Consider the following 20,174-nt stretch of genomic DNA (forward strand, 5'->3'; position numbering starts at 1 on the left):
TCTTGACAGGGTCTCAGGTTCCACTTAACTTCCTTGCACACGATATTCAAACGATTGAATAAAGAAAAGTAATTTTACACACGGAGACTGTTTTATGGCGCGCAACGCAACAAGTATTGCCCTGCTGACTTTGCTGGCACTCTGTTGCTGGCTCCTTCCTGGCAAGCTGGAGGCTCAGGCTGGACGCGGCAGCGTGAGCGGCACGGTGACAGACTCCGGTGGCGCGGTGATCCCCAAAACAGCGATCACGCTCAAATCAACGAAGACTGGGTTAGTGCTCACGGTGACGACGACCGATGCCGGCCTATACACCTTTGTTTCGGTCGATCCCGGTGTATACCAGCTGACCGCGGCGCATGACGGCTTTGAAACCCAGGTGCAAAAGAATGTACGCGTAACGGTAGACCAGGCGACGAGTGTGAACGTGCGCATGGCGGTGGGTTCTCTGACGCAAACAGTAACGGTGGATGCCTCGAGCTCGCCGGTGGACACCTCGAGCGCAACGGTCGGACAACTGATCGGCGCCGAGACCATCGACCGCGTGCCGCTGCTGACGCGCGACGTTTACCAGCTGGTACAGCTGAGCGCGGGCGTGGCGCCGGCCAACGGCACCCCGAATGCATCAGACACTCCGGGCATTTTCAACGCTCGCTCTCTGATCGACGTTTCGTCGTACACCATCAACGGATCGCTGCAGGGCAACGTGTTCTACATGGTGGATGGCAGCCCAATCGGCATTGCGGAAAACAATGTAGCGACGATCATGCCCGCCTTCCAGGTGCCAGAGGATGGCGTCGAAGAGTTCCGCATGGAAACGCAGAACACGCCGGCGAGCTATGCGAGCGGCGGCGGCGGCGTGATCAGCCTGGTGACTAAATCCGGCGGAAACAAGCTGCACGGCGATGCTTTCGGATATTTCCGCCCAAACGCCATGGCGGCGAATGACTTCTTTTACAAGCGCGACAATCCGGGCAAGCCTCCGCTCGATTTCCATCGTTACCAGGAGGGCGGCGCAATCAGCGGACCGATCCTCAAGGACAAGCTCTTCTACTTTGCCGACTACGAGGCCACGCAGCAGGAACAGCTCGAGAACGGCTACTATACCGTGCCGACCGCGGCTGAGCGCACGGGCGATTTCTCCTCCGACAGCTTCACCATCTACAACCCGCTGGTGGCCGACAACGCAGACGGCACACGACAGGCGTTTTCCGGCAACGTCATTCCTGCGTCTGACCTGGACACAGTGGCGCAGTACTTCGCGAGCAAGTTCCCACAGCCAAATCTGACCGGCACCGGGCCTTACCACACGAACAACTACACCGGCTCCGGGCTCGATCCGCAAAATGCACAAAAGTTCGATGTGCGCATGGACTATGCACTGAACGAAAAGAACAAGCTCTTCGGGCGCTTCTCTTTTGGACGGCTGGATTTCGGCAACGCCGATCTCTACGGCGCAGATAACATGTTCGACCCAAACTACTACGTGAATATTACGAACACACGCAATGTAGTGCTCGGCGATGATATTACGCTCTCGAAGAGCTCGCTGCTGCAGCTGCGCTACTCCTTCACGCGACACTACGAAGACCAGACAGGCGACCCGCGCCAGAGCGGCTATGACATCACGACGGCCGGATTTCCGTCGTCGCTGGCGAGCGAGGTGCTCTACAAGCAGATTCCAGTGATGACTTTTGGAACCACGGCCTCAATCGGTGGCACCGGCAATGAAGACACGTTTCTTTTCGCAAGCGAGAACAGCGATGTGGGTGCAACCTACACCAAGCTGCTAAGCAAGCATGAACTAAGCACGGGCTTCGAGTGGCAGAAGAAGTTCATGAACATCGGACAGCCAGTTTCTCCGGCCGGCTCCTATGCCTTCGACAACACAGCAACCAGCTCAACCGCGACAGCCGGCGATGGCAGCGACTTTGCCAGCTTTCTGCTGGGCATGGGATCGACACCAAGCAATGAGACTGAGAACTTTACCAAAGACGTCTTCGCAGCAGAAGCAAATCCGTACTACGCGGCGTTCTTCCAGGATGTCTTTCACGCGACACCGCACCTGACCATCACTGCTGGACTTAGGTGGGAGATTTTCGGCGGACGTACGGAACGCTTCAATCGCCAGGAATCCTTCGATCCCGCCGTGCAGTACAGCCTGGATGGTATTGGGCTGACAGGCGGCGAGCAATTCGTGACCTCGGGCCACCGCTCGGCCTTTGATACGAACTGGAAGAACGCAGGACCGCGCGCAAGCTTTGCGTGGGAGACGAAGCCGGGTACCGTAGTGCGCGGCGGTGCAGGCATCTACTATGGGCCGAGTACCTCAATGGTGGCCAACCCCGTGTTCAACACCGATGGCTTCAGCTCGGTAACCACCTGGAACGCGACCCAGTACAACTCCGACGGCAACACGGTAATGCTTAACCCGTTAAGCAACCCTTTTCCGGGCGGAGTGGTACAGCCTACAGGCTCCTCGCTCGGCGCGGCTACCAACATCGGCGTGGGCCTGAATACAGTAATCCGTAACCCAAGAACGCTGACCACCTATAACTACAACCTGGGCGTTGAGCAGCAACTTCCCGGGCGGATGGTCTTTACGCTGGCCTACGTGGGCAGCCGCGGGCTCTTTCTGCCGCTGGGATCTGTGGATCTGAATGTGATGTCGATCGGCGAGATCGCGCGCTACGGCACCTCGTTGTGCGTGGACGGCAGCAACGGCTGCCAGATGGTCTCGAACACATGGGAACCGATCCTGCCGGCGACCAATCCCTACTATGGCGCAAGCCAGGTGCCGCTGTGGCTCTCGCTCGAGCCCTATCCACAATTCAACAACGGATCGTTCGGCAACGGCGTAACGGTCTACGGCTATCCCGGCGCAGACTCAAGCTACAACTCGCTGCAGACCAAGCTCGAGAAGCAGCTCAGCAATCACTTCTCGACCATTGCCAGCTTCACCTGGTCCAAACTGCTGACTAACGACAGCCAAACGCCGTTGAGCTTCGTGGGCTACCACTCGGGAGCAGCGCAGGACTGGCGCAACCTGAACCTGGAGCGCGCAGTGAGTTCACAGGATGTAAAGCTGCAGTTCAATTGGCAGGCATCATACGAGTTGCCCATCGGCAAGGGACGGCTGATCAACCTGCACGGCATGCAGGATTCACTGCTGGGCGGATGGACGCTGAACACCATCCTTTACCTGAGCACCGGCGTACCGATCGCCTCACCGACGGGCACGGGCAATCCTTACTTCAACCAGCGCGTGAATCTGGCGTGCGATCCGGGCGCGCATGCTCAACACTCAGCCGATGAGTGGTTCAACTACACATGCTTCTCACAGCCGGCCAGCTATTTCGCGGCAGGCACCGCACCAGCTTATCTCGGGAGTGTACGCACAGATGGCGCACACAGTGCGGATGTATCGCTGTACAAGGGCTTCGCGATGCTGGGTGAACGAAACTTGCGGCTGGAGGTTTCCAGCTACAACGTAACGAACACGGTGCAGATGGGATACCCCAATGTCTTCTGGGATCCGGCCGAAGTAAGCGACCCATCGGTAATGGCGGGCTTCGGGCAGATAACCGCGGCAGCCAATCTGCCACGCCAACTGCAATTTGGCGCGCGGTTCACCTTCTAGCCCGCAGCAGAAATACACAGGCCGCACGTCTCAAGATCAGAGCGCATGCGGCCTGCAGGTTTTAGCGTATCTGGATCGGCAGAGATAAAACAGGGGCTTCGGCTGCGCATACCACCGCGTCGTCGAAGCCCATGCGGTTTTAGAAGGTGAACTTCGCCCCGAATTCCATCGTGCGCTGTTCGTAAACCGGGCTGCTTGAGGTGGAAGTGATGGTGCCCACCGAAGAAGGCGTCGAGATATTCGAAGCGGGAACGCCAAAGTTCGGGTGGTTGAAGCTATTGAAGGTATCGCCTCTGAGCTGCACGTTGTAGCGTTCGCCCCAGGAGATATTCTTCATCAGGTTCATATCCATATTCCACCAGCCAGGCCCACGCAGCATGTCATAGCTGGAGTTGCCCATGGCAGCGTAGGTGTTGCCGTCTGTGCTGGCATAGGAACCAGGCGCGGAGAAGGCTGCAGGATTGAACCACTCTGCATTCGTCTTGTGCTTCGGATACAGCGGCACACCAGCCACACGATTCGCCCGGGTTGAAGTGAGTCCAACCGTGTTGCTTGGGGTGTTCGCAGTCACAGTAAAGTAAGTGCCCTGCTGGAATGTACCCACGCCGGAATACTGCCATCCACTGATGATCGTATTCAGCACGCCGCGAGCATTGCCTGCGATCAGATGTCCGTGGCCGAAGGGCAATTCGTAGGTGTAATTCAGATTCAATACCTCCGGCACCGTGCCGCTGGCCGGACCATAAGAATCGTTCACGTTGACGCCGGAGGGATTGAGCAGGTTCTCATTGCCCAGGATGCGAGTCCACTGATATTCCGCATTCACGCTCAGGCCATGGCTGTAACGTTTGTGCAGACCAACCTGAAGCGAATTCATGTCGGAGTGGAAGACAGGAATCGTGTTCAGCGTAATGGAAGAGAATGGCTGCACGTTATAGGTTTTCTGCGGTGAAGCATTGATCAGCGGATATTGCTGCACGTTCAGGTTGATGGTCGTGGTACCCGGACCCTGCACATTATTCTGCTTCAGATTGTGCTGGCCGACGTAACCGACCCGCAGATCGAAGCCATCCCCAAGATCGCGCTCCACCGCCAGATTGTATTGCTCGGTGTAGGGCGTCTTGCTCTTGGCCTGCGCGCCTACCGAGGGATTGGAGCTGTAAGCACCCGTCGAAGCGAAAGGATCGCTCATGGTGAAGTAGCCGCTCGAGGTCGCAGTGCTGCTGTTGGTATGCGTAACCGTAGCGGTGAAGGGCAGGTTATCGATTTCCGTGTTCGTATACTGCGTTGGAACCAGGTTGTAATAGATACCGAATGCTCCGCGCACCACCGTCTTGGGCGTCGCTTCCCAGGCAAAGCCCAGGCGAGGCGCGAAGTCATTCTTCGGATGGCCGAGATAATCCCAGGGATTGCTGCTCATCTTCGCCTGAGCCGATGTCTCGATCACGCCATAGGACTCAAGCGAGCTGACATAGCTGCTGACAGCGCTCGCAGGAATCGAATCTCCAAAAACAACCAGCTTGCCCTGCTCAGGAATATAGAGTGAATTCCGTCCGTAGGGGTCCTTCTGGAACCACTGCAGGTCGTAGCGTAGACCGTAATTAAGAGTCAGCGTGGGGAGCGCTTTCCAATCGTCCTGAATGAAACCGGCATACTGGTTTTCTTTTTCACGGATGTTATAGCTGGCCGGATTGCCGTTGACAGTCTTATCTGGCACGCCGAGGAGGAAGTCGGCAAAGGGCACGCCGGAGTAGGTCGTCGTATTGCCGAAGTCGAAGGAGCCGTTCGAAACGATGCTGCCGGAGTAGTAGTTGCTCCATACCCACGAGAAGCCCGTCTTGATGGTGTGCTTCGAGAAGACCTTGGTGAGTGTCGGCTGGAACTCGATATCCTGCTCCAGGCCAGCATGTCCACCACCGGAGTCGCCGGTGCTGGTGAGGTTCTTGATGGCAATCGTCGGTGCGCCGCCGTATTCAATGGAGCCCAGACCGGAAATAAAAGATCCGAAGTTGACGTCATTGACGTGCGGCTGACGAACGATGATCAGGTGCAGATACGAGGCAGGCACATCGAGCACCAGGGTCGGCGAGAAGGTGTGCGTCCAGCCCAGGATAGTGTCGGCATTGTGCTCGCCATCGGCGCTGTAACCACCCTGCAGGCTGTCCGTCCAGCTGGCGGGATACGGGCCGTAGAAGGCGCGCATGAACGTGCCACGTAGCTGGTCCTTCTCAGAGAGCTTGTGATCGAGACGCAGAGAGAAACGCTGCGCCTTCTGCGTGTAGTCGATCAGCTCATACGTGTTGGTCGTATCGCAGCCCGAGGTGGTAGGCGTCGGATAGAGCAGCTTCAGCAGCTTTAGAGACACCTGGTTGATATCGCTCGAAGGAATCTTGTTTCCGTTGGCCGTGTAATAGTCGGTGCCCGTCATCGGATTGACGATATGAACGCTGGTGCCGGTGCTGTTGCAGGCGCCGCCGGCCAGAAATTCGCTGAAGTCGCCGTTGCGCTCATCCTCTGTAGGCTGGATCGTGTTTGCGCTGGAAGAAAAGGTGTAGGCATAGCGCTCGTAGGCGGCAAAGAAGAAGGACCGGTCGCGGCCATCATAAAGATGCGGGATAAAGATCGGCCCGGAGAAGTTGCCACCGTATTCATTGCGCTCATAAGGAGGACGAGCCGAGGTCTTTTCCGGCGTCACAAACGAATAGGTCTTGGCACTCGTTCCCTTCGAGCGGTTGAACTCCAGCAGCTCGCCGTGAATGCGATTGGCGCCGCCCTTGGTGGCAACGATGATCTGCCCGGCCTGCCCGAATTCCGCGGGCGCGCCGTTGGTGATGAGCTTGAATTCCTGCAACGCATCGATGGAGGGGATTTCAGCCTCGGAACGCTGCAGCGAAACTTCTTCGTTGATCGTGCCGTCGAGCGTGGTCGCCATGCCGCCATAGGAGTTACGGCGTCCTGTGCCCAGCGAGAGCGTCACGCCCGTGGCCGGAACCGTATCCTGTGCCGTCGAGAGGTTCTGCACGCCCGGAGCCAGGATCATCAGTCCGAGCACACTTAACCGGCCATTGAGTGGCGTGTTCTGGATGTTATTGCTGTCCAGCGTCAAGCCAATCGAGGACTGCTCGCTCTGGAGCAGTGGCGTCTCAGCCGTCACGATGACCTTTTCCTGGGCGCCACCCACCTTCAAAGAAGGATTGACCTCCAGCGCCTGATCGATCGAGAGCACCAGATTGTTCTCATCGAAGCCCTGAAAACCGGGAGCCTCGACATGGACGAGATAATGCCCAGGCCGCAGATCCGCCACCCGGTAATTTCCCGTTGAAGACGAGGTGATGACATGCTGCGCGTTCGTCTCCAGATCGGTCACGGTTACCGTCGCACCCACCACCGGCGCACCACTCGGATCGGTCACTACGCCGCCGATTGTTCCAGTCACGCCCTGTCCAAAGGCGCGCGACCCCATGCAAATTGCCGCCAGAGCAAGCAGTGCTGCGCAGTGCATAGGCGCAGATCGATGCCCTCGGAGGCGTAGCCTCTTCCCAAGAGTGTTCATTGTTTCTCCCTTACAGTCTTCCGCGCGCCATCCTCGATCGGGAGGTGCGGATGCCCTCAACCTAGCAAGGTAAAAATGCTGGAGGCAGGTACTTTCACGGTCACTCTCACTGTGAAAGCGGCCTGATGCGCGGAGAGATTGCAGGAGTGTAAATACAGGGTTTCAGTAGGGTTACAACGAGGCTTAGAGCTGGTGATAGCAGAGCACACTGCTCTCGTGCGGATCGCCGCGAAGGTTCCTGGTAGAGATCAGAATCTCGAAGTGAGGTATCCCCTGCTTGCTGGAAATACGCTCCAGCAGGCTCGAAAATCCATGGCTGAAGAGAAACTCCGTGGCCGCTTCGGTTCCAGCTCGGCTCGTCCCGCCTACCAGCAAAGAGGAGCCTTGCCCATCCAGGCCGGGGAGATAGGCCACGATGCCATAAGCCTCATGCTCGGATTCGCCGCCTACTTCGAAGTAGCGCGCCTGCTCTCCCGTCTTCGGCTTGCGGTTCAGGATCACATTCCGGTGAGAGCTCTGGTCGTAATCGACGACGAAATCCATATACGGCGCATAGAGATCGACCCACGGATTCGATCTGGGCCCGCCGATCAGGACCGAATTCGATTCCCCGAGTTCCTTCAGATTCAAATCCCGCGCAAAGCGGATATGCGCCTGCGTGTGCCGCGCGCCGGCAAGCTGTCCCAGATTCCAGGCCAGGTTTAGATCAGCCATATTCGTATATCGGCCGAAGGCGATGCTGCGCTTCACTTCGTCCATATCCGGAGGCGCATAGCCATCCTTGTCTCCGGTGTCCTTGCCGTTTAAATACCGGTGACTCATGTAGTCATCGAGCGCCACACGCTTATCATCGATCTTTTCCAGCAGCACCAGACTGCTGTCCGAGGGCACGATGATGACCTCGCGCTTCGTACTCAGCAGCGAGTCCCAGAAAATGGCTTCCTTCGTCTCCCGTGTATGGGTCCAGTATCGAAATCCCTGATAACCCAGGAATGCGATCAAAGCCAGAATCCAGACAAGCGCTCCCCCGAGCATCAGGCGAGACGCCTGAAAGCCCCAGGACCACCGGCGTTGCGGGAGCGCAAGCGATTCCACCTGTGATTTGTCGGAGGAAGACGCACGCAGGCCTGTTTCGGAGCCAGCCCCAACACGCAGCAGCTCCTCTGCGGATTCGCTTTCTGCACTTCCCTGCGGATAAGGGTCGAAGTGCGGCACATAAGAGCCCTTGGGAACAGACAGCACAAAGGGCTCGTCCTTGCCTTCGGTGGCAAAGTACTCTTCCAGCCGCTGCCGAAGCTGGCGAGCCTGGGAACGCACGATGCTGTCGTCGCCGACGTGATAACCTTCAGGCCGTCCGAAGACATGCACGCCCACGCGCTGCTCATTCAAGCGGTTGGCCAGCCCAAGGCGCTCCTGTTCACAGATAAAGCGCAGAAATGCCGACAGCCTGGGGGCACGACGGAATTGATCGGAAGCTAAAACGCGCTCCATCAACTCTCGTCGCCGCTCCACATCCATCGCTTCGCTGCGTCCTATTGTCTGTGTTGTGGCCACGGGGAATTCACTTTTATCTTATCGATTCCTGCGGGAATCCCTTGGCCACTGCTTGTAAACAATCCGAAAAAAATCACCGTGAAGCAAAGCCGCTCCACGGTGAAATCATCTGTATCGCAAGGCTTCCGGACTTGTCCGTCTGGCAGACACTGTCTTGCACAACACCTCTATATAGAAGGAATGCTTAACGTGTATCTCCGTCGTCCTCGCCGCAAAAACACAACTGCCAGCTCACTCTACGAGAGAGCACAACAGAGGACAGCCGCTGAATAGCCTGAACGCTGGACGTGGAAAATGTACGGTGTGATTGGCTACGAAGGGTGATTCGGACAGACGTGCTTGGAGGCGCGGGTCGGAATCGAACCGACGCATAAAGGTTTTGCAGACCTCTCCCTTACCACTTGGGTACCGCGCCCTGTAGCGGCAGAAAGCGCCTGCGGCTTAAACCCCGCGGCGCTCATGAAGCCAACACAGCGTTTACCCGGGGTGGGACAACGGTCTGGCTGACTGGAGCGGGAGACGGGACTTGAACCCGCGACCCTCGCCTTGGCAAGGCGATGCTCTACCACTGAGCTACTCCCGCTTGGTACTTTTTAAGTATCCCATGAGCAGGGCTTAAGGTCAACGCCATCAGCCCTGTGGGAAATCCGCATCCGCTGTGGGAATTACAACGCGGAATGGATCACCCGTCCCGCACCCGCTTCGACACCCGTGATCCGGCCATCCCGCATGTGCAGAATGCGGTCGGCAATCGAGGCGGCTTCCGGATTATGCGTAATCATCAGCACCGTCTGCTTATAGTCGCGGTTGGAACGCTGCAGCATCTCCAGCACCGCGTCGGAGCTGGCCGTATCCAGATTCCCCGTCGGCTCGTCGGCCAGAATAATCGCCGGCTGCGTGACCAGCGCCCGTGCAATCGCAACACGCTGCTGCTGTCCGCCGGAGAGCTCCGAGGGCCTGTGATCCAGGCGATCGCTGATGCCCAGCATGTCCGTCAGATTGCGCAGATGCGCTTCATCCAGAGGCTCCGTACGCCCCGAGATACTGTAGGCAATATCGATATTCTGTCGCGCGGTCAACGTCGGCAGCAGATTGAACTTCTGGAAAACAAAGCCGATCTTCGATTTGCGCATCTTGGTTCGCTCGGCGTCGTTCAAGGTAGCAAAATCCACGCCGTCGATGACGATCCGTCCGCTGGTCGCCTGCGTCAGGCCGCCAAGCAGATAGAACAGCGTCGATTTGCCGCTGCCTGAAGGACCCACGATGCTGACAAACTCGCCCCGCTCTACCGTGAACGACGCGCTCTGCAGCGCCTTCACTTCCACCTTGCCGGAGCGATAGACCTTTTCCAGTTGTTCCGCTTGAATAATCGGCTGCACCCGCTTATTGTACCCGTCCGACTAGGAAGCCACGGCCGTGCGCAGATCGGTAAACAGCGGCTCGGCGCCCATCGGCGTCTTGCGCATCGCCGGCACACGAGGCACGCTCGTCTTCTTCGGCCCGCGCTTGCGCGCAATCATCATGCGGATGCGCTCGAGCATCTCGGCCGGAGCGCTGGCGCCCTTGGGCAGAAAGGCATCGGCCGCGCTGGCGCGATCGAAGGCCTTTACTGTGCCGCTCACCAGCATCATCGGAATCTCAGGCGTCATCTCCTTCATCCGGCGCACCATCTCATTGCCGTCCATCTGCGGCATCAGCAGATCGCTCACCACCAGGTCGATCCCACCCTGCGCGAAGACCTCCAGCGCGTCATAGGACGTTGTCGCCGCCAGCACGCGATAGCCGCGCGTCTCCAGCAAAAACTTCCGCACGGCCAGTGCCTGTTCGTTGTGGTCTACGCAAAGGATCGTCTTCTTCGGTCGCATCGTTGTCCTTGCTGCCTTGCTGCCTCGCAAAGCCCGTCAGTCTGCGGACACACGTCGAGCGTGCGAATCCCGCAATGGGTTCCGTTGGCCGCTTCCATGTCGTTAGAAAAAACAGGGCTCCTGCCGCATTGCTTGCGGGCAAAAACGCAAAAGAGCGTTCTGCCCGTGCGCACACGGGGCCGCTGTCCCTCATCCTCAGGATGCGGAGAGCATAGGACGGCTACACGCCGTGCACACATTCCCGCTGCTTGCGCCTTCTCGGAATACTCTCCGGAACATGGCAGCCAGCGTATGTGCGCGTGTGTCACGCGTCCTTTGCTCAGGTTCAGTTTTCAGTCAATCGGCGAAAGTTGCGCCCCGCTTTTCCCGGAACGCTTGCCAAGATTACGAAGCTCGCCGCCCCTCCGCAATAGGGAACAACAGGCGAAGAAAACATGATTTCCGCTGTGGAATACGGGTCCCAATTTCCTTACTGCTGTGAATACAGGAGTTGCGCTGTTCATCTCTTGTTGAAACTGTGTGAATCAATCAAGGAAAAAGCGTCCCTCTGCCACAAGAACAGTGCTGCCACCCACCCGCACTTCACTCACAGTGGCATCATTTCGTTGAAAAGAGCTGTAGATATCGCTTGGCCGCCGCATCTCGATGCCCTGCCGGAGATGCAGCTCTGCGCCCTCCGCCAGCACGCCCCGCGCGGCCAGGTAGGCAGTGGCACAGCCAGCAGCCGAGCCTGTCGCCGGATCTTCGCCGTTATAAAACTGCATCCGCGAGCGCCAGGCATGCGCACCCTCTTCTGCAATCACATAAAAGAACTTCGCATGCGGCCCATCGGCATCTTCCGCTGCAACGCGGGCCAGGTATTCATTCGCACGATGCCCATCCACACGCAGCCGCGTGAGCGCCTCCACGGAGCGCAGCGGCACTACACAGAACGGCAGCCCCGTCGACACTGTCTGCGGCAGCAGCTCGGCATGCAGATCCTCTACGGCCAACCCCAGAAGTGGAGCAAGCTCTTCCGGCTTATGCGTACGCCCAAAGACAGGCCTGGGCTGCGTCATGACACCGCGCTCGATTCCGCCGGAACGATGAAATGCAACTGGCACGCGTCCCGCCTTCAGATCGAGCACCACGCGCTCCGCATTGGCCCACTCCGGAAACAGCGCCCGGATCACCGTCGCCGTACCCAGCGTGGGATGCCCCGCAAAGGGCAGCTCTTCCTCCGTGGTAAAAATGCGAACCAGGACACCGCGTTCGCGCTCCACCGAGGCGTCGCGCCGCACGATGAAGGTGGTTTCGGAAAGGTTTGTCTCCCGCGCCAGGGCCTGCATCTCGTCCGTGCTTAACCCGCCCGCGTCCACAAACACAGCCAGCTGATTCCCCGCCAGCCGGTGCGTCGTGAATACATCGCACAGCTGATAGGCAAAGGCTCTGCGCCTCAACGCAGAGCCTGAAGAATGGTTCTCTGGATTCAAGTCTCACCGCGCCTCACCCGCGTGATCTTATGATCGCCGATGCAGCGGCCGACGCCTGCTATTTTTCGATCCTGACCGATGCTCCGACAGCTTCCAGTCGCTCGGCGAAGCGTTCCGCCTCGGCGCGGGAAAGCCCGTCGTCGGCCAGCAGCTCAAAACCGGGCCTGCCCAGCTTCGCGATCTCCTCGTCTTCAATATCCGGCCACAGCTCCCGAATCACTTCCAGCACCCTGGCCTTGGAAAAGCCGGTGTTCGTCACCATCACCCTGTACTCGTCGCTGCCTGGCGCAACATTCTCATCGGATGACTCCGTCGCTGGCGTCGCGAACGGAGAGGACGCACTCTTGGCAAAGGCACTGCCTTCTGAAAAGGGATTCCCGGCGGCAGCTTTCCCCTCTTGATTTCCAGATATCGCCTGATCGAGCGCCTTGCTGATCGAGGCTGCCGACGCAGCGAGGTCCGGTCGCTGGCTCAGCGCCTGGCGCACCGCGTCCTGGATCCCCGGATTGTTCTTCAGCCACTCCGCGCCCTGCTCCGTGCCATTGACCGTAACGGTCACGGTGCGGCGCGTGCCCGGTTGCTGCACATTGTCGGTCCCCAGCAGCGCATCCAGCTCCGCTTGTATCTCCTCTTCTGAAGGCTCCTCATCCGAGGGCACCTCATCGAAGGGCAGTGCCGTGTCCGCATCTGCGATGCGCACGCGCGCGCCGGACTCTTCAAGAGCCGCGCGCAGCGCCACCGCCTGGGGACTCGCGCCATCGCTCATAAGCATCGCCGGCACATTCTCCACCAGGTTCTTTGCATCGGCCAGGCCCAGATTCAGCGCCTTCAGCAGCACCTTGATCGTCCTGATCTTGTTGGGTCCGCAGTCCAGCAGCACCAGCGATCCCGGCACAATCGGAGCACGCGGAGCCGAGATGGCCGCGGCGTTCTTCTTCCTGCCGGACCGCGTGGCCAGCACAATCAGCAGGATCACCGCAATGATGACCAGATAGTGAAGCATCTCCGTGATACCACCTTTCTTCACTTACAAAATCACTTACCGGTACTGAGCAAAAACCAGCCCCTGCAAAGCTTCGGACTATCCGAGCTTCGCGTGCAGAAGAGACTCGCGCTGATGCAGCGTTTCGGAGATAGCCTTCAGCCCCTGTTGCAGTTCGGACTTGGACGCGATGAGCGCCGCGCCGTCGCCGCCTTCGGCCCTCGCACACAGCAGATCGGCCTGTCCCACCAGCAGCGCATCTTGCAACGCCAGCGCCTCGAGCGTAGCCGCTTCCTGGCGATAACGCTGCGTCATGCGGTCATTCTCCGGCACAGGCAGATTCTCGATCTGACCTTTGAGCCTGCCTATCTCCCGCGCCAGTAACTCCAGCGCCTGAGCCCCGGCAACGGCCTCGGCATCCGGAAACGGATGAGCACGGCTCGGCGGCGGAAGTTTCTCCCGCCGCCACTGCACTTCGCCTGCTTCTACCGCTGCCCGCGCCCGGCCGAGCAGCCAGGAGACCTTCGCCCGCACTAACTGGTCGTCGGCGCGAAGCTGATTTTCCGTGCGATAGAAGTTATAGCCCCAGCCGTAAAACAGATTGATCGCGACCTGCTGGAGCGCGTTTGCGTCATAAAAGTCCGTCATCACTTACTTCTGCAATCCGGTTTCCGGTCCGACAGGATAGAAACCCGTCGGTTGGCCACCAATATGGAACGGCTGACCGGCCGCCGCGTTCGGAGCCGAAACCAGTCCCTTCTCCGCCATCCGCAGCGCCAGGTAATAGCGGATCGCCTCCTGTGCGGTAAGACCGATCGCCTGCAGCGAGATCAGCTCGCGCATACGATCGTCCTTGGGCAGGATCAGCACCTTGAGATCGTTGAGCGTAATGCCATACACCTGCAGAAATTCGGTGAGATGGTTCTTCACTAACTCACGAATCTCCCCGATATGCTCGTTGATCTCCTCCATCTTGGTGACCTGGACCACCTGGTTCACCGCCTGCTCGATCGCCGGCCCGGCATAATCGGCCACTTCGCGGGTGTCGATGAAGTTGCCGTTGAAGGGGAGGTGCGTAATCAGGTCGAGAGCCGCCGCCTTCGAATCGATGTGGATGTAGTAATCCACTTGATAGGCCATCTCCGCCATCTCCGCGCTCGTGGCAATCCCCTGATTGCGCACCAGCAGCTTCGAGCGGTTGATGTAGATCACCTCGTAGACCCAGGGCGATGAGCCGCCGAAGAATCCCTGCGCGATCGATCCGAGGAGCGGCTTATCCGGCGTCTCCAGTGCATACTGCCCCGTGTCGTAGACATTCAGCACTGCGCCGCGCGACTTCAGCACGCAGAAATGGTTACTTTCCACCGTGAGCAACGAACCCGAGACGATGCTGTCGTCCGCGATCTTCACGGCCAGCCCCTTCAGACCCAGCAGGTCTGTCCCATCCGCCTGCAACGAAGTAATCACCTGGCGAGCGAGCGCCATATTTCCCATCCCTCTCACTTCGCCGCACGCGTTGATTGTGAGAAACAAGACCTGCGACGGCGAAGTAAGGCAGGCTCATCCCTGAATACACGGTATTTCTGAGGCTCTAAGATGCTGTAACCACAGGGCGGGATGGAGGCAGCTCCCAAAAGTTTTTGGCCCGCATCGCCGAGCTCTAATATTTCCCGGTTTGACATTCATGGGCTGCCTCTCTATGCTCAGGTACAAGAAAAAGCGGAATGCATCCCGCTCCTTCTACAGATTTCATGACGAACTTCGCTTCAACCCGCATGTGTCCTTGCTGCTGCTGCTGTCACAGCTGCGCCGTGCGGGTGCGTACCTAGAGCGAACTCACTCAGTCAGCTCAGTCGCCCACCCGCAGAGACCCTGCCGGTGGGTTTTTCCTTTTCACGGGCATCCTTCGTAACCAGCAGTACAGTCAGAGGCAAACGGAATGGCACTTCGCATCAACGACATCGCTCCCGATTTCACCGCTGAGACCACCCAGGGCACCATCCGCTTCCACGAGTGGATCGGCGACAACTGGGCCGTCCTTTTCTCGCACCCCAAGGACTTCACCCCTGTCTGTACCACCGAGCTCGGCGCCGTTGCCGCCCTCGAGGATCAATTCGCCGCCCGCGGCGCCAAGGTCATCGGCCTCTCGGCCGATAAGGTCACCGACCACAGCAAGTGGGCCGAAGACATCAAGGAAGTCGGCGGACACGAGGTCAAGTATCCCATCATCGGCGACCACGACCTAAACGTCGTGAAGCTCTATGACATGCTGCCGGCCGAAGAGGGCGACTCCTGCGAAGGCCGCACCGCCGCCAACAACGCGCCCGTGCGCACCGTCTTCGTCATCGGCCCCGACAAGCGCATCAAGCTGACGCTGGCCTACCCCATGACCACCGGCCGCAACTTCGACGAGATCCTCCGCGTGCTCGACTCCATCCAGCTGACCACCAAGCACAAGGTCGCGACCCCGGCCAACTGGAAGCAGGGCGATGATGTCATCATCACCGGCGCGGTTTCCAACGACGACGCGGCGAAAATCTTCCCCGGCTTCAAGACCGTGAAGCCCTACCTGCGCACCACCTCGCAGCCCCAGTAAGTTCGCTGTAAGATACAGAAGCACACTCCGCGCTCCCACCTCATGCAGCGCGGCGGAACGAAAGCAGAATCCGAGTAGATATACCCCGGAGGCACTCCTGCTGCGTGGATTTTTCCTTAAGAAAAATCCACCTGGTATGCAGTCAAAAGGGCACGGTTACTCGGATTTTGCTCTAAGAGCACCGGTGGCGAAGTGGCTAACGCGCTGGTCTGCAAAACCAGTATTCGCGGGTTCAATTCCCGCCCGGTGCTCCAACTCTCTTTCCTCTCTTAGCCGCACATCTTCCTTCTCCAAAATTCTGCTGACCGATGCAGCCTCTTGCATATCCACGCTTCGTGGAGCGCCTTCTCCTATCGATGCTCACGATAGAATGCCCAAGGCGCCCATCGCGCAGGAGAGGGATTCATGGACGTACGTGAACGGCTGAGAGAAGGCGTGCATCGCTTCCGCACCGAGGTTTACCCCCAGCACCGCGAGGAGTACACCCGTGCCGAGGTCGAACCCCAGCGCCCCCACACGCTCTTTATCTGCTGCGCCGATTCGCGCATTGAGCCCGAACGCATCACCCAGACCCGCCACGGCGAGCTCTTCGTCACCCGCAACATCGGCAATCTTGTGCCCTCTTACGGAGAAATGCTGGGTGGCGTCTCTGCCGTCCTCGAGTACGCCGTCTCCGCGCTCAAGGTGCAGCAGGTCGTCATCTGCGGCCACACCGACTGCGGAGCCATGAAGGCCCTGCTCGCTCCCGAGCAGACCGAGAAGATGCCCACTGTCCGCCGCTGGCTGCGCAATGCTGAGGCCGCGCTCTCAGTCGCCCAGGAACTCGAAGGTCCGGAAGACCTGCTCTCCCGCGTCACCCACCAGAATGTGCTCATGCAGATGGCACACACCCGCACGCATCCCTCGGTCGCCGGAGCGCTCGCTCGCGGCGAACTCGTCCTCTCCGGATGGATCTACGAAATCGGTTCCGGCAATGTGCTTATCTATGACGAGCAGTCGAAACAGTTCGAGCCTGTCCTGTAAAAAACGTAACCATATCAGGCGAAGATCAGGGTGCCCCGTCCAAGCTCCGCTTGGGCGGGAGAGCGAGCATTCATGCTGTATAGCCTGCATTCACTTAGGCCGCGTCAGCTAGTCCGGTAAGGCCCCGAATCCAGCTTGATGCGCCCCGTATCCTCGGCATTCTCCGTGACAAAAATCCGGTACTCGTCGCCGCCGGGCGAAACACGCACGATCACATGGCCTTCCAGGCTCTTGAGCTGCCGGAGGAATTGACTGTTCACCAGCCGGTTCGCCTCCATCGAGCAGGTCGCATACACATCGCGATCCCCCGGATAGAGCGCTCGGCTCAGCATCCGCCGCAACGGGACGATGGATGGGTGCCCCACATACCATGCCGGGATCACAAACGCCCGCGGGCGCAGCGCCTTCACAAACCCCACCCCGACCGCGTCGTAGTAGCCATGATGATCGGCCACCGCAACCTCGACCGGACCCGCCGCATGCGCGGCAGCCGTCTCGATATCACGCCAGGCCTCACCCGTCTCCTCCATATCGGAAGAGAGATCGCCGCCGGTGAAGTAATCGAACTTTCCGTAGCTCAATCGCAACGCAATCGAGCACATATTCTCGGTCGGATAGTCGCTCTTCGCGAGCGAGCTCAATGCAGGAAAGGTCTGCCTTGTTTCATCGCCCTTACCGGTCCAGACCTCGCCATTCGCCGCAAGATTCCGTACAGAAAATCCGGGATACCCGCGCCTGTTCTGCCTCAGCACGATCTGGCTCGCGCTGCCCACCTGGATGCGTTCTGTACGTTTACCCTGCTTTACGCGCGACTGCACATAGCCGAGATAATTCGTGGCATACGGTGCTGTTTGTTGTGTTGGATAGGTATAGTCCGGAAAGCCGCGATCGATCAGCGTGCGAATCGGCACCTTCGCATCCACATCCATCAGCCCTGTCAGCTTGTAATTGCCCTTCGGCGAAGACGGTTCATCTCCGCTCAGATCGCCAAGATGGTCGGGATGGATATGCGTAATCAGCGCATAATCGAGCTCACGCCGTCCCGCAGGCTGCATCACCCGCAGGATGTAATCTGCAATCCACTGCCCCGGACGCTCACTCGCATCCGGGCGCTGCGCACAGGAGACATCCGTGCCATCCTTCGTTGTCCCCGCATCGATCAGCAGCGTCGTGCCGTCCGGGCCCATCACGAAGGTCGAGTTCCCTCGTCCGTAGGCGAGATGATGAATGTCGAGTGTGCCTTCTGACCAGGGCGGAAGTATTCTCGCCGTCTCCAGCGCCCAGGCACGCAGCGGTCCGTTGACTCCAGCGGCGGCCGCTAATCCCAGAAAATGTCTACGGTTCATCATGGCACCTTCGCGCACCTTATCATGCACTCCGGCGGCTTTCGATAAAGAAGCTAACCGGCACAGATGGCGCAAATGCTTTCGCCAAAGCGGGTAGCCTTCTCCGGCCCGATGCCGTTGATGCGCAGCAGATCGTCCTGCGTCTGCGGACGCTCCAGCACCAGTTCGCGCAGCGTTTTGTCCCCGAAGATGCGGAAGGCCGGGAAGCCGTGCTTCTTCGCCTCTTCGCTGCGCCATGCGCGCAAACGCTTTTCGAGCGCTTCTTCCGCTGCTGAGAGCTTTACCTCGGGCTCGGCAATCAACGTTTTCTGTTGCGGAGCTGCACTACGCGCACCGGACCCGCTTCCCGAACGGCTGCTCCGCCGAGGCTTCGCGCCAGCACGCTCGCGCTCCTTCGCATCGGGCAGCAGCATGCGCAGCGGCTCACCTTGCCCGATCTCCTCACCCGCATCCGTCAGTGTGATCCGCCGGAACGGAATCATCTTGCCGTCTTTCTCGAAGGTCGTGTCCTCGAGCTCCGCATAGCCCGAGCGCGCCATCGACACCAGCAGCGATTCGAACTCGTCGCGATCCATTCCCCCGCTGGGGAAAAGCTGCTTGTAGAGGCGCCCCGTAGCCATGCCATTCGGCGAGCTGCGCAGTGCGCGCGCCACCGATTCCACCGTTGCCTCTTCGCCGCGCTTCAGCGGACGGAAGACCTGCGCCACGGCGTTCTCTGCCGCGCAGAAATCGCACAGCCCGCAGTTACGCCCCGCGTCCTCATCGTCGCCGAAGTGCTCCACCAGCATGCGCATCCGGCATACGCCGCCATCGGCAAAGCGCAGCATTTTCTCGATCTGCTCCTGCCGATGCTGGCACTGCCGGGCGTACGGATCACGCCAGGCCGCCGCGCCCTTCGTCGCCATGCCTTCAAAGTCCACCGCCGCGCCGCCATGGCCCACCAGCTTTTCGAGTGCCTTCTGGAAGATCTCCTGGTCCATCTTCAGCGCGTCGCGCAGATCTTCCACATGCTGCGGCTCATCGCCGAGCTTGTACGCGATGCGGTCGAGCACTGCCATCTCGGGATAGTCCCGCTGATAAAAGAAATCGTGCGTACGCCGGTCGGCAAACGAATGCATGAGGATCGTACGGCTCTCAAGACCATCGCGGCCCGCACGGCCAATCTCCTGGTAATAGCCCTCCACGCTCGAAGGCAGCGCCGTGTGAATCACCGTGCGCACATCAGCCTTATCAATGCCCATGCCGAAGGCGATCGTCGCGACGACAACTTCCAACCTGCCTTCAAGAAACTCGCGCTGCACGCGCTCGCGCACCCCTGCGTCCATGCCCGCGTGATAAGCCGCGCTGGGGAAATGACTGGAAAGCGTCTCGGCGGTAGTCTCCGCATCACGGCGCGTCGGCGCATACACAATGGCTGGCCGCCGCTCCTTCAACTGCAGCAATTCCACGCAGAACTGCGCGCGCCGCGGCTTCGAGACCTCGACAACTTCGATTGCCAGGTTGTCGCGACGAAACCCGTGAATGAATTGCGCAGGCGCCGCAAGCCCGAGCTGCTTCACAATGTCTTTCTGTACGGTCGGTGTCGCCGTCGCGGTCAGCGCCATCACCGGCGCCGGCTTCAGCATCTCCAGCGAGCGGCCGAGCAGCCGGTAATCCGGCCGGAAATCATGCCCCCACTGTGAAATGCAATGCGCCTCGTCGATGGCAATCAGATTCGGCTTGCGCTTGGCCAGCATCTCCGCAAAACCCGGCACGCGCAAACGCTCCGGCGCAATGAAAAGAAACTGCAACTGCCCGGCGAGATATTGGCGGCAGGCCTCGCGCGCAGCCTCGCGGTCCAGTCCGGAATGAATGCGCTCTACGCGCAGACCGAGAGCAGCCAGCTTTGCCGCCTGGTCGTCCATCAGCGCAATCAGCGGGCTGATGACCAGCGCCGTGCCTCCACGCGCGATCGCTGGAAGCTGATAGCAGAGGCTCTTGCCCGAGCCTGTCGGCATCACCAGCAGTACGTCACGCCCCTCCATCGCCGCGGCGCACACGGCTTCCTGGTTCGCGCGAAAACCGCGAAAACCGAAGACGCGATGGAGCGTTTCATGCAGCGTACTGGCGTGGGAGGAAGAGACAGAGCGAGTCATCGGAAGCAGCT

Annotated in this window: 13 protein-coding genes and 3 tRNA genes; 4 read left to right on the top strand and 12 right to left on the bottom strand. The window is 59.4% G+C overall.

Annotated elements, in window-relative coordinates; genetic code table 11:
• The first annotated feature begins 94 nt into the window (after positions 1-94).
• The gene (locus tag ESZ00_RS15920) at positions 95-3,637 is read left to right on the top strand and encodes a carboxypeptidase-like regulatory domain-containing protein (RefSeq protein WP_129209289.1); all 3,543 of its coding nucleotides are present in this window, start codon (positions 95-97) and stop codon (positions 3,635-3,637) included.
• A gap of 139 nt (positions 3,638-3,776) precedes the next feature.
• Here ESZ00_RS15920 and ESZ00_RS15925 read toward each other — a convergent pair whose 3' ends face one another.
• The 10 genes from ESZ00_RS15925 to ESZ00_RS15970 form a co-directional block, all read right to left on the bottom strand.
• Entirely contained in the window at positions 3,777-7,100 is a 3,324-nt protein-coding gene (locus tag ESZ00_RS15925; protein WP_164981551.1) for a TonB-dependent receptor, read from the bottom strand.
• Positions 7,101-7,373: 273 nt separating this feature from the next.
• Positions 7,374-8,744: a hypothetical protein gene (locus tag ESZ00_RS15930; RefSeq protein ID WP_129209291.1), complete on the bottom strand. Its 1,371-nt coding sequence runs from the start codon at positions 8,742-8,744 to the stop codon at positions 7,374-7,376.
• 340 nt (positions 8,745-9,084) lie between these two features.
• A tRNA-Cys gene (locus tag ESZ00_RS15935) sits at positions 9,085-9,159 on the bottom strand.
• 93 nt (positions 9,160-9,252) lie between these two features.
• A tRNA-Gly gene (locus ESZ00_RS15940) sits at positions 9,253-9,327 on the bottom strand.
• A gap of 82 nt (positions 9,328-9,409) precedes the next feature.
• Positions 9,410-10,123, bottom strand: a complete 714-nt coding sequence (locus ESZ00_RS15945) for an ABC transporter ATP-binding protein (RefSeq protein WP_129209292.1) — start codon at positions 10,121-10,123, stop codon at positions 9,410-9,412.
• Positions 10,124-10,144: 21 nt separating this feature from the next.
• A complete protein-coding gene (locus ESZ00_RS15950; protein ID WP_129209293.1) occupies positions 10,145-10,609 on the bottom strand; it encodes a response regulator in 465 nt (154 codons plus the stop codon).
• 524 nt (positions 10,610-11,133) lie between these two features.
• On the bottom strand, positions 11,134-12,048 hold the full coding sequence (locus ESZ00_RS15955; protein WP_229741315.1) for a PhzF family phenazine biosynthesis protein: 915 nt from the start codon (positions 12,046-12,048) through the stop codon (positions 11,134-11,136).
• 91 nt (positions 12,049-12,139) lie between these two features.
• Positions 12,140-13,084, bottom strand: coding sequence for a ribosomal protein L7/L12 (locus ESZ00_RS15960; protein WP_129209294.1), 945 nt, complete (start codon positions 13,082-13,084; stop codon positions 12,140-12,142).
• A gap of 78 nt (positions 13,085-13,162) precedes the next feature.
• A complete protein-coding gene (locus ESZ00_RS15965; protein ID WP_129209295.1) occupies positions 13,163-13,711 on the bottom strand; it encodes a hypothetical protein in 549 nt (182 codons plus the stop codon).
• Between the two features lie 3 nt (positions 13,712-13,714).
• The gene (locus ESZ00_RS15970) at positions 13,715-14,548 is read right to left on the bottom strand and encodes an SPFH domain-containing protein (RefSeq protein ID WP_129209296.1); all 834 of its coding nucleotides are present in this window, start codon (positions 14,546-14,548) and stop codon (positions 13,715-13,717) included.
• A gap of 454 nt (positions 14,549-15,002) precedes the next feature.
• On the opposite strand from ESZ00_RS15970, the gene ESZ00_RS15975 reads away from it, so the two are divergent.
• The 3 genes from ESZ00_RS15975 to ESZ00_RS15985 all read left to right on the top strand — a co-directional run bounded on the left by ESZ00_RS15975 (position 15,003) and on the right by ESZ00_RS15985 (position 16,682).
• Positions 15,003-15,659: a peroxiredoxin gene (locus tag ESZ00_RS15975; protein WP_129209297.1), complete on the top strand. Its 657-nt coding sequence runs from the start codon at positions 15,003-15,005 to the stop codon at positions 15,657-15,659.
• Between the two features lie 178 nt (positions 15,660-15,837).
• A tRNA-Cys gene (locus ESZ00_RS15980) sits at positions 15,838-15,913 on the top strand.
• A gap of 151 nt (positions 15,914-16,064) precedes the next feature.
• A complete protein-coding gene (locus ESZ00_RS15985) occupies positions 16,065-16,682 on the top strand; it encodes a carbonic anhydrase (RefSeq protein ID WP_129209298.1) in 618 nt (205 codons plus the stop codon).
• A 104-nt stretch (positions 16,683-16,786) separates the two neighbouring features.
• On the opposite strand, the gene ESZ00_RS15990 is transcribed toward ESZ00_RS15985, so the two are convergent.
• The gene (locus tag ESZ00_RS15990) at positions 16,787-18,031 is read right to left on the bottom strand and encodes a ComEC/Rec2 family competence protein (protein WP_129209299.1); all 1,245 of its coding nucleotides are present in this window, start codon (positions 18,029-18,031) and stop codon (positions 16,787-16,789) included.
• 50 nt (positions 18,032-18,081) lie between these two features.
• On the bottom strand, positions 18,082-20,163 hold the full coding sequence (locus ESZ00_RS15995) for a RecQ family ATP-dependent DNA helicase (RefSeq protein ID WP_129209300.1): 2,082 nt from the start codon (positions 20,161-20,163) through the stop codon (positions 18,082-18,084).
• Between the last annotated feature and the right edge of the window lie 11 nt (positions 20,164-20,174).

The sequence above is a fragment of the Silvibacterium dinghuense genome, assembly GCF_004123295.1.
GTDB lineage: Bacteria > Acidobacteriota > Terriglobia > Terriglobales > Acidobacteriaceae > Silvibacterium > Silvibacterium dinghuense.